General features: G+C 70.0%; 19 protein-coding genes, 1 tRNA gene and 1 riboswitch. Of the genes, 11 read left to right on the forward strand and 9 right to left on the reverse strand.

Features of this window, described 5'->3' with window-relative positions; translation table 11 throughout:
• Positions 1-421: 421 nt before the first annotated feature.
• The 4 genes from G3I56_RS34130 (at position 422) to G3I56_RS34145 (ending at position 5,557) form a co-directional block, all read left to right on the forward strand.
• Positions 422-1,846: an MFS transporter gene (locus G3I56_RS34130; protein WP_164415895.1), complete on the forward strand. Its 1,425-nt coding sequence runs from the start codon at positions 422-424 to the stop codon at positions 1,844-1,846.
• A gap of 122 nt (positions 1,847-1,968) precedes the next feature.
• Positions 1,969-3,192, forward strand: coding sequence for an L-2-hydroxyglutarate oxidase (gene lhgO / locus G3I56_RS34135; RefSeq protein ID WP_164415897.1), 1,224 nt, complete (start codon positions 1,969-1,971; stop codon positions 3,190-3,192).
• A gap of 76 nt (positions 3,193-3,268) precedes the next feature.
• Positions 3,269-4,075 carry a tRNA (guanosine(46)-N7)-methyltransferase TrmB gene (gene trmB, locus G3I56_RS34140; protein ID WP_164415899.1) on the forward strand — a complete coding sequence of 269 codons (807 nt, stop codon included), beginning with the start codon at positions 3,269-3,271 and terminating at the stop codon, positions 4,073-4,075.
• A 60-nt stretch (positions 4,076-4,135) separates the two neighbouring features.
• Positions 4,136-5,557 carry a PrsW family intramembrane metalloprotease gene (locus G3I56_RS34145; RefSeq protein ID WP_164415901.1) on the forward strand — a complete coding sequence of 474 codons (1,422 nt, stop codon included), beginning with the start codon at positions 4,136-4,138 and terminating at the stop codon, positions 5,555-5,557.
• Positions 5,558-5,578: 21 nt separating this feature from the next.
• On the opposite strand, the gene G3I56_RS34150 is transcribed toward G3I56_RS34145, so the two are convergent.
• The 5 genes from G3I56_RS34150 to G3I56_RS34170 all read right to left on the reverse strand — a co-directional run bounded on the left by G3I56_RS34150 (position 5,579) and on the right by G3I56_RS34170 (position 10,763).
• On the reverse strand, positions 5,579-6,523 hold the full coding sequence (locus G3I56_RS34150) for an aldo/keto reductase (RefSeq protein ID WP_164416060.1): 945 nt from the start codon (positions 6,521-6,523) through the stop codon (positions 5,579-5,581).
• Between the two features lie 144 nt (positions 6,524-6,667).
• On the reverse strand, positions 6,668-7,732 hold the full coding sequence (locus tag G3I56_RS34155) for a M23 family metallopeptidase (protein WP_164415903.1): 1,065 nt from the start codon (positions 7,730-7,732) through the stop codon (positions 6,668-6,670).
• Between the two features lie 11 nt (positions 7,733-7,743).
• Positions 7,744-7,900: riboswitch (cyclic di-AMP (ydaO/yuaA leader) on the reverse strand.
• Positions 7,901-8,169: 269 nt separating this feature from the next.
• Positions 8,170-9,234 (reverse strand): PP2C family protein-serine/threonine phosphatase, encoded by a 1,065-nt coding sequence (locus G3I56_RS34160; RefSeq protein WP_343240138.1) that lies wholly within the window; start codon positions 9,232-9,234, stop codon positions 8,170-8,172.
• A 261-nt stretch (positions 9,235-9,495) separates the two neighbouring features.
• Positions 9,496-9,569, reverse strand: a tRNA-Met gene (locus tag G3I56_RS34165).
• A 54-nt stretch (positions 9,570-9,623) separates the two neighbouring features.
• Positions 9,624-10,763, reverse strand: coding sequence for a dihydrofolate reductase family protein (locus G3I56_RS34170; RefSeq protein ID WP_164415907.1), 1,140 nt, complete (start codon positions 10,761-10,763; stop codon positions 9,624-9,626).
• Positions 10,764-10,899: 136 nt separating this feature from the next.
• Here G3I56_RS34170 and G3I56_RS34175 point away from each other — a divergent pair, with 136 nt between their 5' ends.
• The 6 genes from G3I56_RS34175 to G3I56_RS34200 all read left to right on the forward strand — a co-directional run bounded on the left by G3I56_RS34175 (position 10,900) and on the right by G3I56_RS34200 (position 14,761).
• Positions 10,900-11,415, forward strand: a complete 516-nt coding sequence (locus G3I56_RS34175; protein WP_164415909.1) for a MarR family transcriptional regulator — start codon at positions 10,900-10,902, stop codon at positions 11,413-11,415.
• A 108-nt stretch (positions 11,416-11,523) separates the two neighbouring features.
• The gene (gene ribA, locus G3I56_RS34180; protein ID WP_164416062.1) at positions 11,524-12,192 is read left to right on the forward strand and encodes a GTP cyclohydrolase II; all 669 of its coding nucleotides are present in this window, start codon (positions 11,524-11,526) and stop codon (positions 12,190-12,192) included.
• 136 nt (positions 12,193-12,328) lie between these two features.
• Positions 12,329-13,423 carry a YihY/virulence factor BrkB family protein gene (locus tag G3I56_RS34185; protein ID WP_343240133.1) on the forward strand — a complete coding sequence of 365 codons (1,095 nt, stop codon included), beginning with the start codon at positions 12,329-12,331 and terminating at the stop codon, positions 13,421-13,423.
• A 188-nt stretch (positions 13,424-13,611) separates the two neighbouring features.
• Complete coding sequence (locus tag G3I56_RS34190; RefSeq protein WP_164415913.1) at positions 13,612-14,034, forward strand: phage holin family protein; 423 nt, start codon at positions 13,612-13,614, stop codon at positions 14,032-14,034.
• A complete protein-coding gene (locus G3I56_RS34195) occupies positions 14,031-14,498 on the forward strand; it encodes a DUF3618 domain-containing protein (protein WP_164415915.1) in 468 nt (155 codons plus the stop codon). The genes G3I56_RS34190 and G3I56_RS34195 overlap by 4 nt, the downstream gene beginning before the upstream one ends.
• Positions 14,495-14,761, forward strand: a complete 267-nt coding sequence (locus G3I56_RS34200; protein WP_164415917.1) for a DUF4235 domain-containing protein — start codon at positions 14,495-14,497, stop codon at positions 14,759-14,761. Before G3I56_RS34195 ends, G3I56_RS34200 begins: the two co-directional genes overlap by 4 nt.
• Before the next feature lie 124 nt (positions 14,762-14,885).
• Here the strand turns inward: G3I56_RS34200 and G3I56_RS34205 are convergent, their stop codons facing one another.
• Positions 14,886-15,089, reverse strand: coding sequence for a cold-shock protein (locus tag G3I56_RS34205; RefSeq protein ID WP_164320436.1), 204 nt, complete (start codon positions 15,087-15,089; stop codon positions 14,886-14,888).
• Positions 15,090-15,328: 239 nt separating this feature from the next.
• Positions 15,329-15,685: a MerR family transcriptional regulator gene (locus G3I56_RS34210; RefSeq protein WP_164415919.1), complete on the reverse strand. Its 357-nt coding sequence runs from the start codon at positions 15,683-15,685 to the stop codon at positions 15,329-15,331.
• A gap of 728 nt (positions 15,686-16,413) precedes the next feature.
• Here G3I56_RS34210 and G3I56_RS34215 point away from each other — a divergent pair.
• Positions 16,414-16,773 carry a hypothetical protein gene (locus tag G3I56_RS34215; protein WP_164415921.1) on the forward strand — a complete coding sequence of 120 codons (360 nt, stop codon included), beginning with the start codon at positions 16,414-16,416 and terminating at the stop codon, positions 16,771-16,773.
• A gap of 113 nt (positions 16,774-16,886) precedes the next feature.
• Here G3I56_RS34215 and G3I56_RS34220 read toward each other — a convergent pair whose 3' ends face one another.
• Positions 16,887-17,198, reverse strand: coding sequence for an SCO5918 family protein (locus G3I56_RS34220; RefSeq protein WP_164415923.1), 312 nt, complete (start codon positions 17,196-17,198; stop codon positions 16,887-16,889).
• A gap of 95 nt (positions 17,199-17,293) precedes the next feature.
• Complete coding sequence (locus G3I56_RS34225) at positions 17,294-17,623, reverse strand: CBS domain-containing protein (RefSeq protein ID WP_164415925.1); 330 nt, start codon at positions 17,621-17,623, stop codon at positions 17,294-17,296.
• Between the last annotated feature and the right edge of the window lie 20 nt (positions 17,624-17,643).

Here is a 17,643-nt window from a genome sequence, read left to right on the forward strand (position 1 = left end):
TGGTTTTCGGCCAAGTTGGCGAAGCAGAGGCAGGCTCGCGCACGCTCCGTACAGGCTCTGCGGAGTACAGCGCCTACGCACAGTCCGGGAGGCGGAGTTCGCCTCCCGGACCGGTCCGCCGCCCGCGGGGATGTAGGCGGCGGTGTCCCCCAGCCCACTGGATCCAGTACAGCGGGCCGACCCACGCAGGATCCATGGAAGCGCTCCCGCCATGGCCGGAGAAGAGCGCACGGACAGGCGCACGGCCACACGTCGGGGGCACGTCGCAACGGTGCGTACATCCCCAGAACTTCCGTACGGACCACAATCCCGCCATCCGGAACAATGCCCCTTAACGCTTGGGATGCGGCGAACTACGCTGGGTTTACGAATGCCGCATGGTTATGCCAGCGCGGCAGCCGTCTGTGTCGAGGGGTGGCGCATGTCCAGGGAGCAACGCGGGCCGAACGAAAAACTCGGCGCCGTTCTCGCCCTCGCGGGAATCAGCAACGCAGGACTCGCACGTCGCGTCAACGACCTTGGCGCTCAACGCGGGTTGACTCTTCGCTACGACAAGACGTCGGTGGCGCGCTGGGTGTCGAAGGGCATGGTGCCGCAGGGCGCCGCGCCGCACCTCATCGCGGCCGCCATCGGCCAGAAGCTCGGCCGCCCGGTGCCGCTTCACGAGATCGGCCTGGCGGACGCGGATCCGGCGCCCGAAGTGGGCCTCGCCTTCCCCAGGGACGTCGGACAGGCCGTCCGCTCGGCCACCGACCTCTACCGTCTCGACCTCGCGGGCCGTCGCGCCGGCTCCGGCGGCATCTGGCAGTCGCTCGCCGGATCGTTCGCAGTGAGCGCATACGCAACGCCTGCCTCACGGTGGCTGATAACCCCGGCCGACAGCTCGGTGGCACGCGACGCGAACCCCTCCGAGGGCTCCGGGGCACCGTTGAAAGTCGGCCACAGCGATGTGCTGAAACTGCGGGAGGCCGCGGAGGACGCCAGGCGCTGGGACTCCAAGTACGGCGGCGGCGACTGGCGTTCCTCGATGGTGCCCGAGTGCTTAAGGGTCGAGGCCGCTCCTCTGCTGCTGGGGGCGTACTCGGACGAGGTGGGACGCGCGCTCTTCGGGGCGTCCGCCGAACTCACCCGCCTCGCCGGGTGGATGGCCTTCGACACGGGCCAGCAGGAGGCCGCGCAGCGGTACTACATCCAGGCACTGCGGCTCGCGCGGGCAGCGGCCGACGTGCCCCTGGGGGGGTACGTACTGGCGTCGATGTCGTTGCAGGCCACCTACCGGGGCTTCGGCGACGAGGGCGTCGACCTCGCCCAGGCCGCCCTGGAGCGCAACCGGGGCCTCGCGACGGCCCGCACGATGAGTTTCTTCCGGCTGGTCGAGGCACGGGCCCACGCGCGCGCGAGTGACGCCCACGCGGCCGGCGCGGCCCTGCGCTCCGCAGAGGGCTGGCTGGAGCGGGCCCGCGACGGCGACAACGACCCGTCCTGGCTGGGTTTCTACGGCTACGACCGCTTCGCCGCCGACGCCGCCGAGTGCTACCGCGATCTGAAGGCACCGCGCCAGGTCCGCCGTTTCACGGAGCAGGCGCTGTCGAAGCCGACGGAGGAGTTCGTGCGCTCGCACGGACTGCGGCTGGTCGTCTCGGCGGTCGCCGAGCTCGAGTCGGGCAACCTCGACGCGGCATGCGAGCAGGGCGTACGAGCGGTGGAGGTCGCGGGGCGCATCTCCTCGGTGCGCACCACCGAGTACGTGAGGGATCTTCTGCACCGGCTGGAGCCGTACGGGGACGAACCGCGGGTGGTGGAGCTGCGGGAACGGGCCCGGCCGCTGCTGATGGCTCCGGCGTAGAGAACTCACGGCGTCCGAGGCGTGCTCTACTCCTGCGTGCTCTACTCCTGCGTTTGAAGTGACTGCGTTTGAAGCGAGTGTCAGTGGCGCAGTGCACTATCGAAAGCAGGAGGTGGAGTGCGGTGGAGCTGTCGCGTGGATTCGCTTACGACTGTGACGTGCTGGTGATCGGTGGGGGGATCGTCGGTCTGTCGACGGCGTATGCGATCACGCGCGCCGCTCCGGGCACCCGGGTGACGGTGCTGGAGAAGGAGCTGGGCCCCGCCCGGCACCAGACGGGCCGCAACAGCGGTGTCATCCACAGCGGGATCTACTACCGGCCGGGCTCGCTCAAGGCCGAGTACGCGGTGCGGGGCGCCGCCGAGATGGTCAAGTTCTGCGCGGAGTACGGCATCGCGCACGCCGTCACCGGCAAGCTGATCGTCGCCACGGAGCGGGAGGAGCTGCCCCGGCTGCACGCCCTCGTCCAGCGCGGCCGGGAGAACGGCATTCCGGTGCGGGAGCTGGGCCCCTCCCAGATCGGGGAGTACGAGCCGGAGGTGCAGGGACTCGCCGGCATACACGTGGGGACCACCGGCGTGTGCGACTACGTGGCGGTCGCCCGGCAGCTCGCCGAGTCCTCCGGGGCGGAGATCCGGTACGGCGCGGAGGTCGTCCAGGTCGACCGGCGGCCGGAGCTCGGGGTGGCCGTGCGCACGGCGGGACCGGGCGGCGGCGAGGTCGTGCGGGGGCGGGTGCTGGTCAACTGCGCCGGGCTGTACTGCGACGAGATGGCTCGGCTGACCGGCGACGATCCCGGGATGCGCATCGTGCCGTTCCGGGGCGAGTACTTCACCCTGGCGCGGCCCGAGCTGGTGCGGGGGCTGGTGTATCCGGTGCCGGATCCGGCGTTCCCGTTCCTCGGGGTGCATCTCACCCGGGGGATCGACGGGAGCGTCCACATCGGGCCGAATGCCGTGCCCGCGCTGGCCCGGGAGGGATACGGCTGGGGGACCGTGCGGGTCCGGGAACTGGCGGCGACGATGGCGTGGCCGGGGTCGTGGCGGATAGCGGCGCGGCACTGGCGGTACGGGGGTGGGGAGCTGCGGCGGTCGGTCTCCAAGAAGGCGTTCACCCGGGCGGTACGGAGGTTGCTGCCGGTGGTGACGGAGGGGGATCTGGTGCCCGCGGCGGCAGGGGTACGGGCGCAGGCGGTGCTGCGGGACGGGACGCTGGTGGACGACTTCCTCATCCGGGAGGGCGCGAGGGCCGTGCATGTCCTGAACGCGCCGTCGCCGGCGGCGACCGCCTCACTGCCGATCGGGAGGGAAGTGGCCCGGCGGGCATTGAGCGTGCTGGGTGGGTAGGCCGACCCGGGATGCGGTGAACAGGTGGGTGGGCAGGTGAGTGGGAAACGCCCCGCGGGATAAAATCGGCCGCACTGTGTCTGACTCCATTGACTCCTCCCCCGACTCCGCCCCCTCCCCCGAGCCGACGCCCGCTGCCGTCCGGGCCAAGGGTGCGCCCCGGTTTCCCGGTGGGCCGCAGGCCGATCCCGCCGGATCCCACTTCGAGCGGCGGATCAGGAGCTTCCAGCCCCGGCGCAGCCGGGTCACCGCCGGGCAGGATGACGCGTTGCGGCGGCTGTGGCCCAAGTGGGGCCTCGACATCGACGGCCGTGCTCTCCGCCTCGGCGAGTTGTTCGGGGACGACCTGCCCGTCGTACTCGAGATCGGCTTCGGGATGGGCGAGGCCACCGCGAGGATGGCTGCCGACGATCCCCGTACCAACATCCTCGCCGTCGACGTGCACACCCCGGGCCAGGGCAACCTGCTCAACCTCGCCGACCAGCAAGGACTGACCAACATCCGCGTCGCCAACGGGGACGCCGTCATCCTGCTCCGCGAGATGCTCACCCCGGACTCCCTCGACGGCCTGCGCGTCTACTTCCCCGACCCCTGGCCCAAGAAGCGGCACCACAAGAGACGGCTGATCCAGCCCGAGTTCCTCGATCTGGTCGCCGGCCGGCTGCGCCCCGGCGGGGTCGTGCACTGCGCGACCGACTGGGAGCCGTACGCCGAACAGATGCTCGATGTGCTGAGCGCGCACCCGGAGTTCGAGAACACCCGGCCCGAGGGCGGTTACGCGCCCCGTCCGGAGTTCCGGCCGCTGACCCGTTTCGAGGGCCAGGGACTTGAGAAGGGTCATGTCGTGAACGACCTGTTGTTCCGCCGCGTACAGCACTCGTAGAGCACGCCTGGAGCACGAGCTGCAAGCGCTCGTGGAACACCCGCCGTTAGGGTCAATGCCGTGGCCACCTTTCCCCCGTACCCGACGCAGCCCAGCGGCCCCACCGACGGTCCCGTCGGCGGGGCGTTGCGGCACGCTCACTGGTGGCAGCGGCCCTGGGTGCGTTACGGCGCCCTCACCAGCCTGCTCGCGCTCTCCGGGCTCGTCATCCTCGCCCTGGTCCGCGAACAGACCGGCACCGAGGGGTTCCTGGTGGGGCTCGGACTCGCCGTGTTTCCCGTGCCGTTGCTCGTCGCCGCGTTCCGCTGGCTGGACCGGGTCGAGCCGGGGCCCTGGCGGAACCTGCTCTTCGCCTTCGCCTGGGGCGCCTGCGCGGCGGCCCTGATAGCGATCGTCGCCAACAGCTTCGCGACCAGATGGATAGCGACGGCCACCGCCGACCCGTCCGGCGCGGACACCCTCGGGGCCACGGTCATAGCGCCGATCGTCGAGGAGTCCGCCAAGGCAGCCGCCGTACTGCTCATCTATCTCTTCAGGCGGCGCGACTTCACCGGGATCGTCGACGGGGTCGTGATCGCCGGGGTCACCGCCACCGGTTTCGCCTTCACCGAGAACATCCTCTATCTCGGCACCGCCTTCGGCACCGACCAGCTCACCGGCGACAGCGGTATCGCCTCGGTCACCGCGGCGACCTTCTTCGTGCGCATCGTCATGTCGCCGTTCGCGCACCCCCTGTTCACGGTCCTCACCGGCATCGGTTTCGGGATCTCCGCGCTGTCGGGCGAGCGCCAGCACGTCCGCCGGGTGCTGCTGCCGCTGTTCGGGCTGTTGCTCGCGATGAGCATGCACGCCTTCTGGAACGGCTCGTCGACCTTCGGGGACTACGGGTTCTTCGCGGTGTACGCCGCGTTCATGGTCCCCGCGTTCGGGCTGCTGACCTGGCTGGTCATCTGGACCCGCCAGCGCGAGCTGCGTACCGTGCGCGCCGAGTTGCCGGCGTACGCGATGGCCGGCTGGCTGGCCCCGGCCGAGCCGTACGCCCTCGGCTCGATGCGCGCCCGCCGCCTGGCCCGCGAGTACGCCCGCCGCCACCTGGGCAGGCCCGCGGCGCGAGAGGTGGCGCAGTACGAGGCGTACGCCACCTCACTCGCGTTCCTGCGCCACCGGGGGCGCCTCGGCCGGGCGGGCGCCGACTTCGTCGTCCGGGAGCAGGAGCTGCTGGGCGAGCTGTGGCAACGCAGGGCGGTGGCCCGCCCGGCCCTGGACCACGCGGCACGCGCCGTCGCACCGGCTCCGGCTCCCGTCCCCCCGGTCACCTGGCCGCCGTACGGCCGACAGGGGTACGGGTACGGGTACGGACCGACGACGCCGTACCCCTCGTACAGCCAGAACCTCAGCCCCGGCCTCGGCCACATTCCGGGCCCCAGCCACAACCGGCCCGTCCACGACCCGTACCCGGCCTACAACCCGTACCGCTCGTAGCCGTCGGCCGTCAGGCGCCGCTCAGGCCGAAGCGGCCGTGAGGCTCACGATCTCCGCCTCCGTAAGTTCCAGTTCCGCGACCGCGAGCAGCGGCGGGAGCTGGTCCACCGTGCGGGCGGACGCGATCGGGGCGGCCACCGTGGGCCGGGCGGCGAGCCAGGCCAGGGCGACCGTGGCGACCTCCGCTCCCCGTGCCGCCGCCACGGCGTCCAGCGCGGCCAGGACCTTCCGGCCCCGCTCCGACTCCAGGTGCCCCAGCGCGCCCTGCGCACGCGGGCTGTCGACCGTCGTACCGGGGCGGTACTTGCCCGTGAGGAAGCCGGAGGCCAGCGCGTAGTACGGGACAGCGGCGAGGCCCGTGCGGGAGGCGATGTCGCGCCGCGGGCCCTCGTAGGTGTCGCGGGAGACCAGGTTGTAGTGGGGCTGGATGGCCACGTACTTGGCCAGGCCCTCGCGGTCGGAGAAGTCCAGGGAGTCCTGGAGCCGCTCGGGCGAGATGTTGGAGGCTGCGATGTACCGCACCTTGCCCGCGGTCACCAGTTCGTCGAGGGCGCCGATGATCTCCTCGACGGGCACCTCGGGCTGGTCGAAGTGCGTGAAGTAGAGGTCGATGTGGTCGGTGCCGAGGCGGCTCAGGGAGGCGTCGGCGGCGGCCTTGATGTTGGCGCCCGACAGGCCGGGGAAGTCGGGGTGCTGGCTGACCTTCGTGGCGACGACGATGTCCTCGCGGTTGCCGCGCGCCTTCAGCCAGTTACCGATGATGGTCTCGGACTCGCCGCCCTTGTTGCCGTCGACCCAGGCCGAATAGGCGTCGGCGGTGTCGAGGAAGTTGCCGCCGGCCGCGGCGTACGCGTCGAGCACCTCGAAGGATTGCGTCTCGTCGGCGGTCCAGCCGAAGACGTTGCCGCCGAGTGCGAGCGGGAAGACCTCTAGGTCCGATGATCCGAGCTTGCGGAGTGCAGTCATGCTCATCGTCAACGCGTGCCACGGAGGCCCTGATTCCGGCGGTTCACGAAGTTCGTGTAAAAGCCGGACCGGCAGTCCCGACGCCGAAGTGCGAGCGCCGGGACTGCCGGGGAGAGACCGGGGTACGTGTCTCCTGAGGTTCTCCTACGGGTTCAGGCCCATGCTCCGCAGCCACGCCATCGGGTCGATCCCCGCACTGTCCGAGCTGCTGGTGTGCACCTCCAGGTGGAGGTGCGCCCCGGTGACGTTGCCGGTGGCGCCGACGCGGCCGATGACGTCACCCGTGGCGACCTTCTGGCCGACGCTGACGTTGATCGACGACTGGTGGGCGAACCACAGCTCGGTGCCGTCGTCGAGGGTGAGGATGGTGCGGTAGCCGTAGGAGCCGCTCCACCCCGCCTCGGTGATGGTGCCGCTGTGGATGGCCTTGATCGGCGTGCCGGTGGGCGAGGCGAAGTCGAGGCCGGTGTGGTAGCCGGAGGACCACAGCGAGCCGGCCTGACCGAACGTCGAGGTGATCGTGTACGAGGAGGTCGGCAGCGTGTACTGCTTGGCGAGCTCGGCGAGACGAGCGGTCTCCAGCTTCGCCTTGGCCGCGTCGGCCACCTTCTTCTTCTCGGCGGCGACCTTCGCGGCGGCCTCGCGCTTCACCTTGGCGGCCTCGGCGGCGGCCTTCTTCGCGGCGGCGTCCTGGGCGGCCTGCTGGACCTTGGCCTCGGCCTGGCCCTTCTGCTGCTCGGCCTGGAGGATGATGCGGGCGCGCAGTGCCTCGCCGGCGTCGCTGGTGCCCTGCTGGGTCTCCTCGGAGGTCACGCCGACGCTGCTGAGCGCGGTGGCGGAGCCCTTGGGCTCGTCGTCCGAGTCGTCGTGCGTGAAGGGCGAGCCGACGGAGGGCAGGTCGGGGATGGAGATGGAGACCGGCGGCTTGCCGGTCTGCGCGGTGGCCATACCGGCCCCGCCGACAGCGGCTATGACGCCGACGCCGAGAACGGTGGAGCTGCGGGCGAGTCCTCCGCCGCGCTGCTTGCCTACGCGGTGCCGGCCGCGAACGGGTCGGGTGGAGTCCGCGGTGGGATTCCACTCCTCCCAGGGGCCCTCGTCGGTGCGCTTGCCGCCGAAGCCGAAGGTCGGGATCTTGCCGTCCTCGGTCTGGCTGCTGCGCTGACTCGGCACGAACGGGGCCTCTGGGGCAGCCGGGTTTGACGCCACGTGGGCGTGCTCCTTTCCTTCCTTCTCGCCTACCGGGTTAGCTGACGGGTTCGGAGCAGGAAGGTCTCCTACGCGCGTATACCGACCGTGTTGCCACGGAGGCGGACGAGCGATTCACCCCAAGGGATGGTTCCCCGGCTCCCTTGCGGGATTAGGCACGTGCGCACGGAGCCGACTCTTGTGTCGGCTGGGACTACCGCGCTGCGTTATCGAACGTTAATAGACCTGGCCACCTGATTCCAAGCTGTTCCCGTTGATCATTAATCCTTTTCCCGAGGACTTTCTGGGTCACCACCGGTGAAAATCGGGCGAGTTGACCATGACGTAAGTGACTCCTGAGTATTGACTGTGTGTCAGATGTTGTGCGGAGAGAGAGTATTTACTCACCCTCGGTGACAACCGATGAGAACTGATGAGAACCGATGCAAGAACCGACGTCACGGCCGTCGTACGGCGAGCAGCGCCATGTCGTCCGTGGTGCCGCCACCCGAGTGCCGGCGCACCTCGTCCGCGAGGGTGGCGAGCAGAGTGGCCGGGGCGCGGAAGGCGCGGCCCGCGAGGCGGTCGGCCGGGTCGAAGAAGGTGCCGTGCCCGTCGCGGGCCTCGGAGAGCCCGTCGGTGTGCAGGAGCAGCGTCGCGCCGCCGGGGAAGGGGGTCTCCTCCGTGCGGTCGGGCCAGGTGCCGAGGTCGCCCATACCGAGCGGCAGCGCGGGCGTGGACGGGTCGAGGGTGCGCAGGGTGCCGTCGGCGGCGAGGAGCAGGGGCGGGGGATGGCCGCGGTTGAGGATGCGTACGATCCCGTCACCGTGCGGGAGTTCGGCGAGGACAGCGGTGGTGAAACCCTCGGCGGCCTCGAGCCCGTCGCGCCGGGCGCCCTCACGGGCGAGGGCCCGTTCCAGCCGCTGGGCGACCGCTTCCAGGGTCGCTTCCTGTTCGGCGGCCTCCCGGAACGCCCCGATGACGACGGCGACGGCCGCCACCGCCCCCATCCCCTTGCCCCGCACGTCCCCGAGGACGACCCGCACGCCGTACGCGGTGTCCTGCACGGCGTACAGGTCGCCGCCGATGAAGGCACCCTCGTGGGCGGCCTCGTACCGGGCGGCGATCTCGAACCCGCCGATGCGCGCCTCCGGTTCGGGCAGTACGGCGCGCTGCACGGCCTCGGCGATCTCACGGGCCGAGGCGAGGCGCCGGTCGCTCCGGTGCACCACCCGGTTGATGACGGCGGCCAGGACGGCGACCATCGCCACGGTGACCGTCTCGGTGATCGAGTCGGCGTCCGCGCTCAACCCGAAGCGGAGGTGGACGACGTACTCGGCGAAGAGGGCCACGGTGCCGGTGACCACCGTTGTGCGCAGCGAGGAGAGCGGGGCGGCGATGAGCGGGGCGGCCGTGAAGAAGGGGATGGCTGTGAAGTGGCGCGGGGTGGCGTAGTCGAAGACGATCCCGGTGAGGATCAGGAGCGCGGGCAGGACACGGACGAGGGTCCGCACCAGCGAGATGACCTTTTCTTCCGGCTCGTTCGGCTCGTTCGGTTCGTCCGCTGCCGGGTCCAGGAAGTGTTCCGACCGTCCCACTCGCCTCGTCTCCCGCCGGATCACCACGGCCCGTCCGTCCCGTCCGTCCCGTCCAGGTTTCCGGGGGCGGGTGCGGCGGGCGAGTCAGGTGGACCGACCGGGCTAAGAAACGGCTCGGGGAAACGGCCCCAGGAAACGACTCAGGGCCGGAAACCAGTTTCCTGGTTTCCGGCCCTGGGCCTTTAGTAGCGGGGACAGGATTTGAACCTGCGACCTCTGGGTTATGAGCCCAGCGAGCTACCGAGCTGCTCCACCCCGCGCCGTTGAATGCAACTATACGCCATCCACGGGACCCCGATCACCACGTTTGATCGTCAGCCCGGGAGGTGGGCGTTGGGAGCCTTCGCGCGCTCCTCGCACTCGGGGAGTACGACGACCTCGACGCCCTCCTGCGTGAGCAGCCCGTTCCCGTCCGCGGCCACCACGAAGGTGTCCGGCTCGCGCCAGGCGGTCACCACCCTGCGTACGCCCGCGTCGAGGATCAGCCGAGCACAGGGCGCGGGTCGGGACGCGCGCCGGGCGCAGGGTTCGAGGCTGCTGTAGACGGTGGCCGTCCGGAGCCGGGGGTCGGCCGGGTCGAGCTTGGCGAGCGCCGCCTCCTCCGCGTGCACGACCGGGTCGCCGCCCTCCCGCGAGTACCCGCGCGCAAGTTCCGTACCGTCGGCGCCCACCACCACCGCGCCGACACTGAACGCCGTACTCGACGCCGGACACCGCTCCGCCAGTTCGCACGCCAGCGCCAGCCAGCGCCGGTCGGCGGCGGAGGCGAGGGCCCCGGCGCCGGGGGCGGTGGGCTCGTAGGTCATGAGGACGACGTCCTCGATACGTCGTGCGTGCGCGAGCCGGAGCCGGCCGCCCTGGTAGGTGCCGGGGCCGAAGAGGCGGGGGGCGCCGGAGTCGCCGACGAAGAGGGGCGCGAGGACGAGCTGGAGTTCGTCGGCGAGGCCCTGCTGGAGGAGCTGGGTGTGGACGGTGCCGCCGCCCTCGACCATCAGGCGCTGGACGCCCCGTACGTCGCGAAGGTGTTCGAGAAGCGACCGCCAGTCGAGGGAGCCCGGGCCCAGGGAGACGATGTCCACACCGGCACCGAGGCCGGCCCGCCGGGCCCGCTCGGCACCCTTGTCCGTCGTGTACACGAGCTTCTCGCCGCCCGTGTGCCAGAAGTTGGCGGCCGGGTCCAGCTCGCCCGATCCGCTCACCGTCACCTTCAGCGGGTACTCGGGCTTGCCCGCCGCCAGCCGCGCGGCCCGCCGCTCGGGCGAGTTGACCAGCAGCCGCGGATTGTCGGCGCGGATGGTGCCGGCGCCGATGAGAATCGCGTCACTGGCCGCCCGCACCTCGTCGACCCGGTCGAAGTCGGCGGGGCTGGAGAGAAGCAGCCGCTCGGGGCCGGTGTCGTCCAGGTAGCCGTCGAGGGAGACGGCGGCGGACAACAGGACGTGGGGGAGGGGCATGGGGGCACTCTCTTCCAGCGCTTCCGGGACTCCCAGAGCGTTCCAGGGCGTCCGGTGTCCATATGTTTTACGTCTTTGTAGGCGGGCTCGACCGGGCGGACTTGGTTCAAGTTTTAAACAAACCTACACTGGTCGCATGACGACCCGCTGGCTCACCCCCGAGGAGCAGCGCGCGTGGCGCGCGTACGTCGCGGCCTCGCTGCTTCTCGAGGACGCGCTCGACCGGCAGCTCCAGCAGGACGCCGGGATGCCGCACCTCTATTACACGATCCTGGCCTACCTCTCCGAGACGCCCGAGCGGCGGCTGCGGATGACCGATCTCGCCGAGAAGCTGAAGATCACGCGCAGCCGGCTGACGTACGCCGTGGCCCGGCTGGAGAAGGACGGTCACGTACGGCGCGAGGCCTGCCGGTGGGACAAGCGGAGCACCTTCGCCGCGCTGACCGAGGAGGGCATGGCCGTGCTGGAGCGCAGCGCCCCGGGCCATGTCGCCACGGTCCGCGCGGCCCTCTTCGACCATCTCACCCCGGAGCAGGTGGGCCAGCTGGAGGAGATCGGCACGCGGATCGAGCGGGCGCTCCAGGGGGACGGGGCGGAGTCGGCGCCGGAGGGTCTGCCGTGGCTGCGCAGGTCCACAAATCCGTTGCTTTAACTTTGAAGCATGAGGTAGGGTCACCATTCGAGTGAAGATCTGCTTCAAAACTGAAGCAGATCGAGGTCCAGAGGATCAGGAACCACCCGGGAGACCCGCATGCCCGACTTGACCGACTTCCCCACCGCCACCCAGCGCTCCCGTGTCCGGGTGCCGCTGCGCTTCCACGACGGCTACAGCGTCGACACCGAACTGGTGACCTTCCACGGCCTGGTCGACGGTCAGGAGCACGTGGCGATGGTCCTCGGTGAACCGGCGCCCGGCACCACCCCGTTGGTCCGGCTGCACTCCGAGTGCCTCACGGGCGACGTCTTCGGCTCGGCCCGCTGCGACTGCGGCCCCCAGCTGCGCGAGGCCGTCGAGCGCATCGCCGAGCACGGTGGCGTCCTGCTGTACCTCCGCCAGGAGGGCCGGGGCATCGGCCTCTACAACAAGCTCGACGCGTACGCCCTCCAGGACGAGGGCCTCGACACCTACGCGGCGAACGCCGCGCTGGGCCTCCCGGAGGACGCCCGCGACTACACGGCGGCGGCCCAGATGCTCCAGGCCCTCGGCATCACGTCGGTGGACCTGCTCTCCAACAACCCGGACAAGGCCAACCAGCTCCGGGCCCTGGGCACGGACGTCCACGACCGTGTCCCCACGGGCGTGTTCACCACCCCGGCCAACGTCCGCTACCTCCGCGCGAAGGTCCTGCAGACCCACCACACGCTGCCGCTGGGCGAGCTGGGCGGCGTCGGCGGCCACACCGGCCTCACGGAGTTGAGCGTCGGCTGACGACGTACGACGTCCGCCGCGGCCGTCACGAGCCGGAGGCGAGCGATGGCAGGCGGTCGCGGGCGGCTGAACCGGCTCCCCCGGCCGCAGTCCGCGGGAACGGTTGGAGTACTGCCCGACCGGATACTCGGGCGGCATGCCACGAATACTGAGACGACACGGACACGGACACGACGACGGACACGGCGGCTACGACGGACACGACGAGCCCGCCACAGCCGACCGGCCGGCCGAGCGGGCGCGGGCGCCCGAGGCCGGCCCCGACGAGCAGGTCGAGCAACGGGCCCCGGACACTCCGACCGACCTGCCCAGAAGCTCCTGGTGGGCGGTGCTGAAAGGCACCGCGAAGGAGTTCAAGAAGGACGAGCTGGCCGACCGGGCCGCCGCCCTGACCTACTACGGGATTCTGGCCCTCTTCCCGGCCCTCCTCGTACTGATCTCCCTGCTCGGGATCATGGGGCGGTCGACGACCCAGCGGGTGCTGGACAACATCCAGGACCTGGCCCCGGGCGCGGTGCAGGACGTCCTGCGCAACATGGTTCAGCAGATGCAGGGCACCGCCGGAATCGGCTCGGTCCTGGCCATCGTGGGCCTGGTGCTCGCGGTGTGGTCGGCCTCCGGCTATGTCGCCGCGTTCATCAGGAGCGCCAACGCGGTGTACGACATCCCTGAGGGCCGCCCGGTGTGGAAGGTGCTGCCCGTCCGCGTCGGCCTGACGGTGGTCCTGATGGTCCTGGCCGTGGTCAGTGCGGTGATCGTCGTGTTCACTGGCGGCCTCGCCGAGAAGGTCGGCGGCGTGTTGGGGGTGGGCGACACGGCGCTCACGGTGTGGTCGATCGCGAAGTGGCCGGTGCTGGTGATCCTGGTCACGATCATGATCGCGATCCTGTACTGGGCGACGCCGAACGCGAAGATCCGCGGCTTCCGCTGGATCACGCCGGGCAGTTTCCTGGCGCTGCTGATCTGGATGGCCGCCTCCGCCGGGTTCGCGGTGTACCTGGCGAACTTCGCCTCGTACAACAAGACGTACGGCACCTTCGCCGGCGTGATCATCTTCCTGGTGTGGCTGTGGATCACGAATCTGGCGATCCTGCTCGGCCTGGAGTGCGACGCGGAACTGGCCCGCCAGCGGGCCGTCGCGGGCGGTCACCCGGCCGACGAGGAGCCCTACGTACAGCCGCGGGACACCCGGAAGTGGGACGCGGAGGACCGCCGCCGCTTCGAGTCCTGAGCCTGCCGAGCAGCATGTGATCCGGCGCGTGATCCGTCGGGGTGACGCGGCGATGCGGGGGTACTCGCACAGCCGACCGATCCGACAAACGCGCAGAGCAGGGTCGTACAAGCGTGAACGAACGCCGACCGAGCCTGCCGCGCACGCCAACGAACTCGACCGACGCGACGAAGGACGGGTGAGCACCCATGACGACGACAGAAGGCTCCCACCGAACGGACAGCGGAACGCGGGAACCGGTGGGCGACCTGGTCCAGCGTGCCTCGCAGCAGTTGTCACAGCTGGTCCGCGACGAGATGCGGCTGGCGCAGGCGGAGATGACGGAGAAGGGCCGCCGGTACGGCAAGGGCGGCGGCCTGTTCGGCGGAGCCGGCGTGCTGGGTGTGCTCACGCTGCAGGCACTGGTGGTCACCGTGATCGCCGCGCTGTCGCTGGCCGTGGACGTGTGGGTGGCGGCGCTGATCGTCACCGGTGTCCTGGCCGTGGTCACCGCGGTGATGGCGGTGCTCGGCAGGAAGCAGTTCAGCAAGGCATCCCCGCCGACGCCCGAGCGGACGGTGGACAGCGTCAAGGCCGATGTGGCCGCTATCAAGGAGAGTGCACAGCGATGAACGAGGACAAGTCGCAGCCGGGTATCGACTCAACGCCGTCCCCCGAGGAACTGCGGATGCGGGTGGCGGCGACCCGCGAGGAGCTCGGCGAGACGGTCGAGGCGCTCGCGGCGAAGGCCGACGTCAAGGCCCGGGCCCAGGAGAAGACGACCGCCGTGAAGCAGCAGGTCACCGAGAAGACCGCCCAGGTCGGCGCCCAGCTTCGGGACAAGGCGACGTCCGCGGCCCACGCGGTGCAGGAAAGGACCCCCGAGCCGGTGCGTGCCAAGGCCGCCGCGGCCGGCGGGCAGGTCCGCGACAAGGCCGTGCACGTCGCCGAGCTGGCCCGGGACAAGGCCCCGGAGCCGGTACTGGAGAAGGCCGGCCAGGGTATGCGGGCGGCGCGCGCCAATCGCGTCCCGCTGCTCGCCGTCGGGGTGATAGTCGCGCTGCTGATGGTCCGCCGCTCGCGGAGGAACCGATGAAGGCCTCGAAGGCCGCCTACAAGCCGGTCGGCATGGCGATGGGCATCGCCGGTGGTCTCCTGGCCGGGGCGGTGTTCAAGCAGGTCTGGAAACGGCTCGCACACGAGGACGAAGCGCCTGACGCCACGGACGAGTTCCGGAGCTGGCGCGAGGTGCTCACGGCAGCGGTCGTACAGGGCGCGATCTTCGCCGGGGTCAAGGCCGCTGTCGACCGCGGCGGCGCCACCGCCGTCCGGCGCCTGACGGGCAACTGGCCGGGCTGAACCGCGCTTGGACACGGACAGACGCGAACGGACGCGGATGGACCGGGATGCACGCGGATGGACACAGACAGACGACTGGGCCGCGCGGCGTTCGCCGCGCGGCCCAGTACGTTCACGGCAATGATCAGGCGGTGGTGATGTTCTCCGCCTGGGGGCCCTTCTGGCCCTGGACGACGTCGAACGTCACGGCCTGGCCCTCCTGGAGCTCACGGAAGCCCGAGGAGTTGATCGCGGAGTAGTGCGCGAAGACGTCCGGACCGCCGCCGTCCTGGGCGATGAAGCCGAAGCCCTTCTCCGCGTTGAACCACTTCACAGTTCCAGTTGCCACAGTCATGCCTTCCAGTCGATGAAACGTCTGCCCCTTCGTGAAGCAGACGGAGGTGATCGCCCTGGTCCCTGCGGCACAGCACAGCAAAACGCCCACACCTAAGGCGTGGGCAAGGGGAAATCCGAACCACGACAGCTCACACAGACGCTACCCGTCCGCACCCGCCATCACCACAGAAAACGCCGCTCAGTATTCCAGCCATGCTCGTGGGTGATGGCCCGCCGACCTGGCGGGCACGCTCACTTCAGGTCGCGGGCCGCCGGATTGGGCAAGGGATTGGGTGATTTGTCGGAGCGACGGTACTCGGCGTTGATGCGCTGGGCTTCTTCGAGCTGGTCCTCGAGGATGATGATCCGGCAGGCGGCGTCGACCGGGGTGCCGCGGTCGACGAGTTCACGCGCGCGGGCCGCGATGCGCAGTTGGTAGCGGGAGTAGCGGCGGTGTCCGCCCTCGGAGCGCAGCGGTGTGATCAGTCGTGCTTCACCGAGGGCCCGGAGGAAACCGGGAGTGGTACCGAGCATCTCGGCGGCCCGGCCCATCGTGTAGGCGGGGTAGTCGTCGTCGTCGAGACGGCCCAGCGACTCGTCTGCTGTCATCTCACCTCTCTTTTGGAACGCGTCGAGGGGCCTTGGTGCCGTAACGGCACCAAGGCCCCGAAGGAACTGCAAACACCATCTGCCGGCCCTACTGCTGCACCGGCCTACTTTTTCCGCACTGCCGTCCGATGACGCCGACGGGGGCGCGGGGATCGCTGATTTACGACCGGAGACCACCTACCTATCGATGTCCTGCGGTACCCGGGCTCAGACTTCCGCCCCGGGCGATCCTGATGGCGCTCGACTCCTCCGTTCTTTCCCTCTGAAACCAACAACCTGTCGAACACGAACTGCGGGTCCTGCGAACTGCGCGGGTACTACGAACTGCGGGTAACGCCAACTGCTGGTACTGCCACCGCGTCAACCGCGGCCCTGCTCACCGCTCACGGCGGCCCCTGCTCACTGCGGGCCACCCGGTCCGGTCGTCAGTCCCGTCGCCGTCCTGCGCAACGCTGGCTTCGGAACTCCACCACCGCACCGTCCTACGTGTACTGCCGTCCTGCATGTGCTTCCGCCCGGCAGTTCGTGTCTGCCAGGGCCTCGCTCGATCTCGTCTACGAGAGAAACAATAATGATTCGAGCCACCAATGTCTACTCCGGCAAGCATAGATTTTGGTGGGCTCGACGATGAGGTAATCCTCCTGGGTCGACCTGCGGACGCACCTGTCGCGAAGCGTGACACCACCGCCCCAGCCGCCCGGACGTGGCGTTGCATAGAATCCGGTGTCATGCCGAAGCCTGACGACCTGATCGTTGACATCGCCTCCCTTGTGGAATCCGGGCGGAGCAATCAGATGTCCCTGACCGTGGTCACCGGTGGTGCAGTCATCACCGGTCGACTGGCTCCCGAAGCCGTGTGGCGGGAGAGGGTGTCGGAGGTCCTGACGGACTCCGCCCAACTGGGCGACTTCTCCGCCGTCTTCAAAACCCCCGCCAAGAGGGACGGGCCGCCCACGCATCTGCACTTCCATGTCGCCCGCATCCTGCAGGGCACGGTGGGGATCCCGGAGACGGGCGGGATGTACCGCATCGCCATCGAGGACGTCACCGCCTGGACCGTGGGCGACTTCCGCTACTCGGACCACTGATCCAGCGCCCCACCGCCGTGCCGGTGACGGCACGGCACAGCACGCAGTGAGGGCCCTACCGGCGCGCGCCGGTAGGGCCCTCACTGTTTGTCGGCTCGCGCCGGCCCGGTCTGTCAGACGGACACGGGGGTGCCGAGCAGCGCCGAGGCCCGGTCGAACGGGCTCTCGGTACTCACCTCCGGTTCGGCCACGGGAAGGGTGCCGCAGGTGAAGCCGAGCCGGGTCATGGCCCGTACGACTTCGCCCGCGCTGAAGTCGCGGGGGTCCTGACGGGTGACGACCTGGCCGACCTGCTTGACGGGGTAGCGGCGTCGTCCGACGATCACGGTCTCACCGGTGATCGGCTCGGGCTTGATGCCCTTCATCGACTCCAGCACACCGCTCTTGGTCAGGTCGAACGGGAAGCGTGCGATGACACAGCGCATGATGCCTCACAGGGAGAAGAAGAGACTGAAGACGGAGAGACTGGAGCGGTGAAGACGAGCGGACGGCGAAACGAAGCCGACCACGGTGAAGCGGTTCAGCCCGCGAGGGCCAGGACGCCCGGGGCACCGCCGTGTTCGGCGAAGGACCCGCTGCCGTCCGTGATGTCACTCAGGCGGATGCGGTCCGTGTAGCCGCGGCTGTTCCGGACCGCGACGAGCCGGGCCCGGGTCACCAGGCCGACGTACTGGCCGTCCTCGTCGCACAGGACCAGATGCCCCGTCCCGGCCGCAGCCGAGACGGACAGCGCCACCTCGACCGTCATGTCGTGCCAGACCTGCGGTCCGGTCACGTCCATGGCGTCGGCCGCCGTGCTGTGCACGGGATCGGCCGTTGCCGGGCGGGGCTGCATCTGGACCAGCTGCAAAGAGTGCCTCCTGCGGAGAT

This window comes from Streptomyces sp. SID12488 (genome assembly GCF_010548275.1).
Lineage (GTDB): Bacteria > Actinomycetota > Actinomycetes > Streptomycetales > Streptomycetaceae > Streptomyces.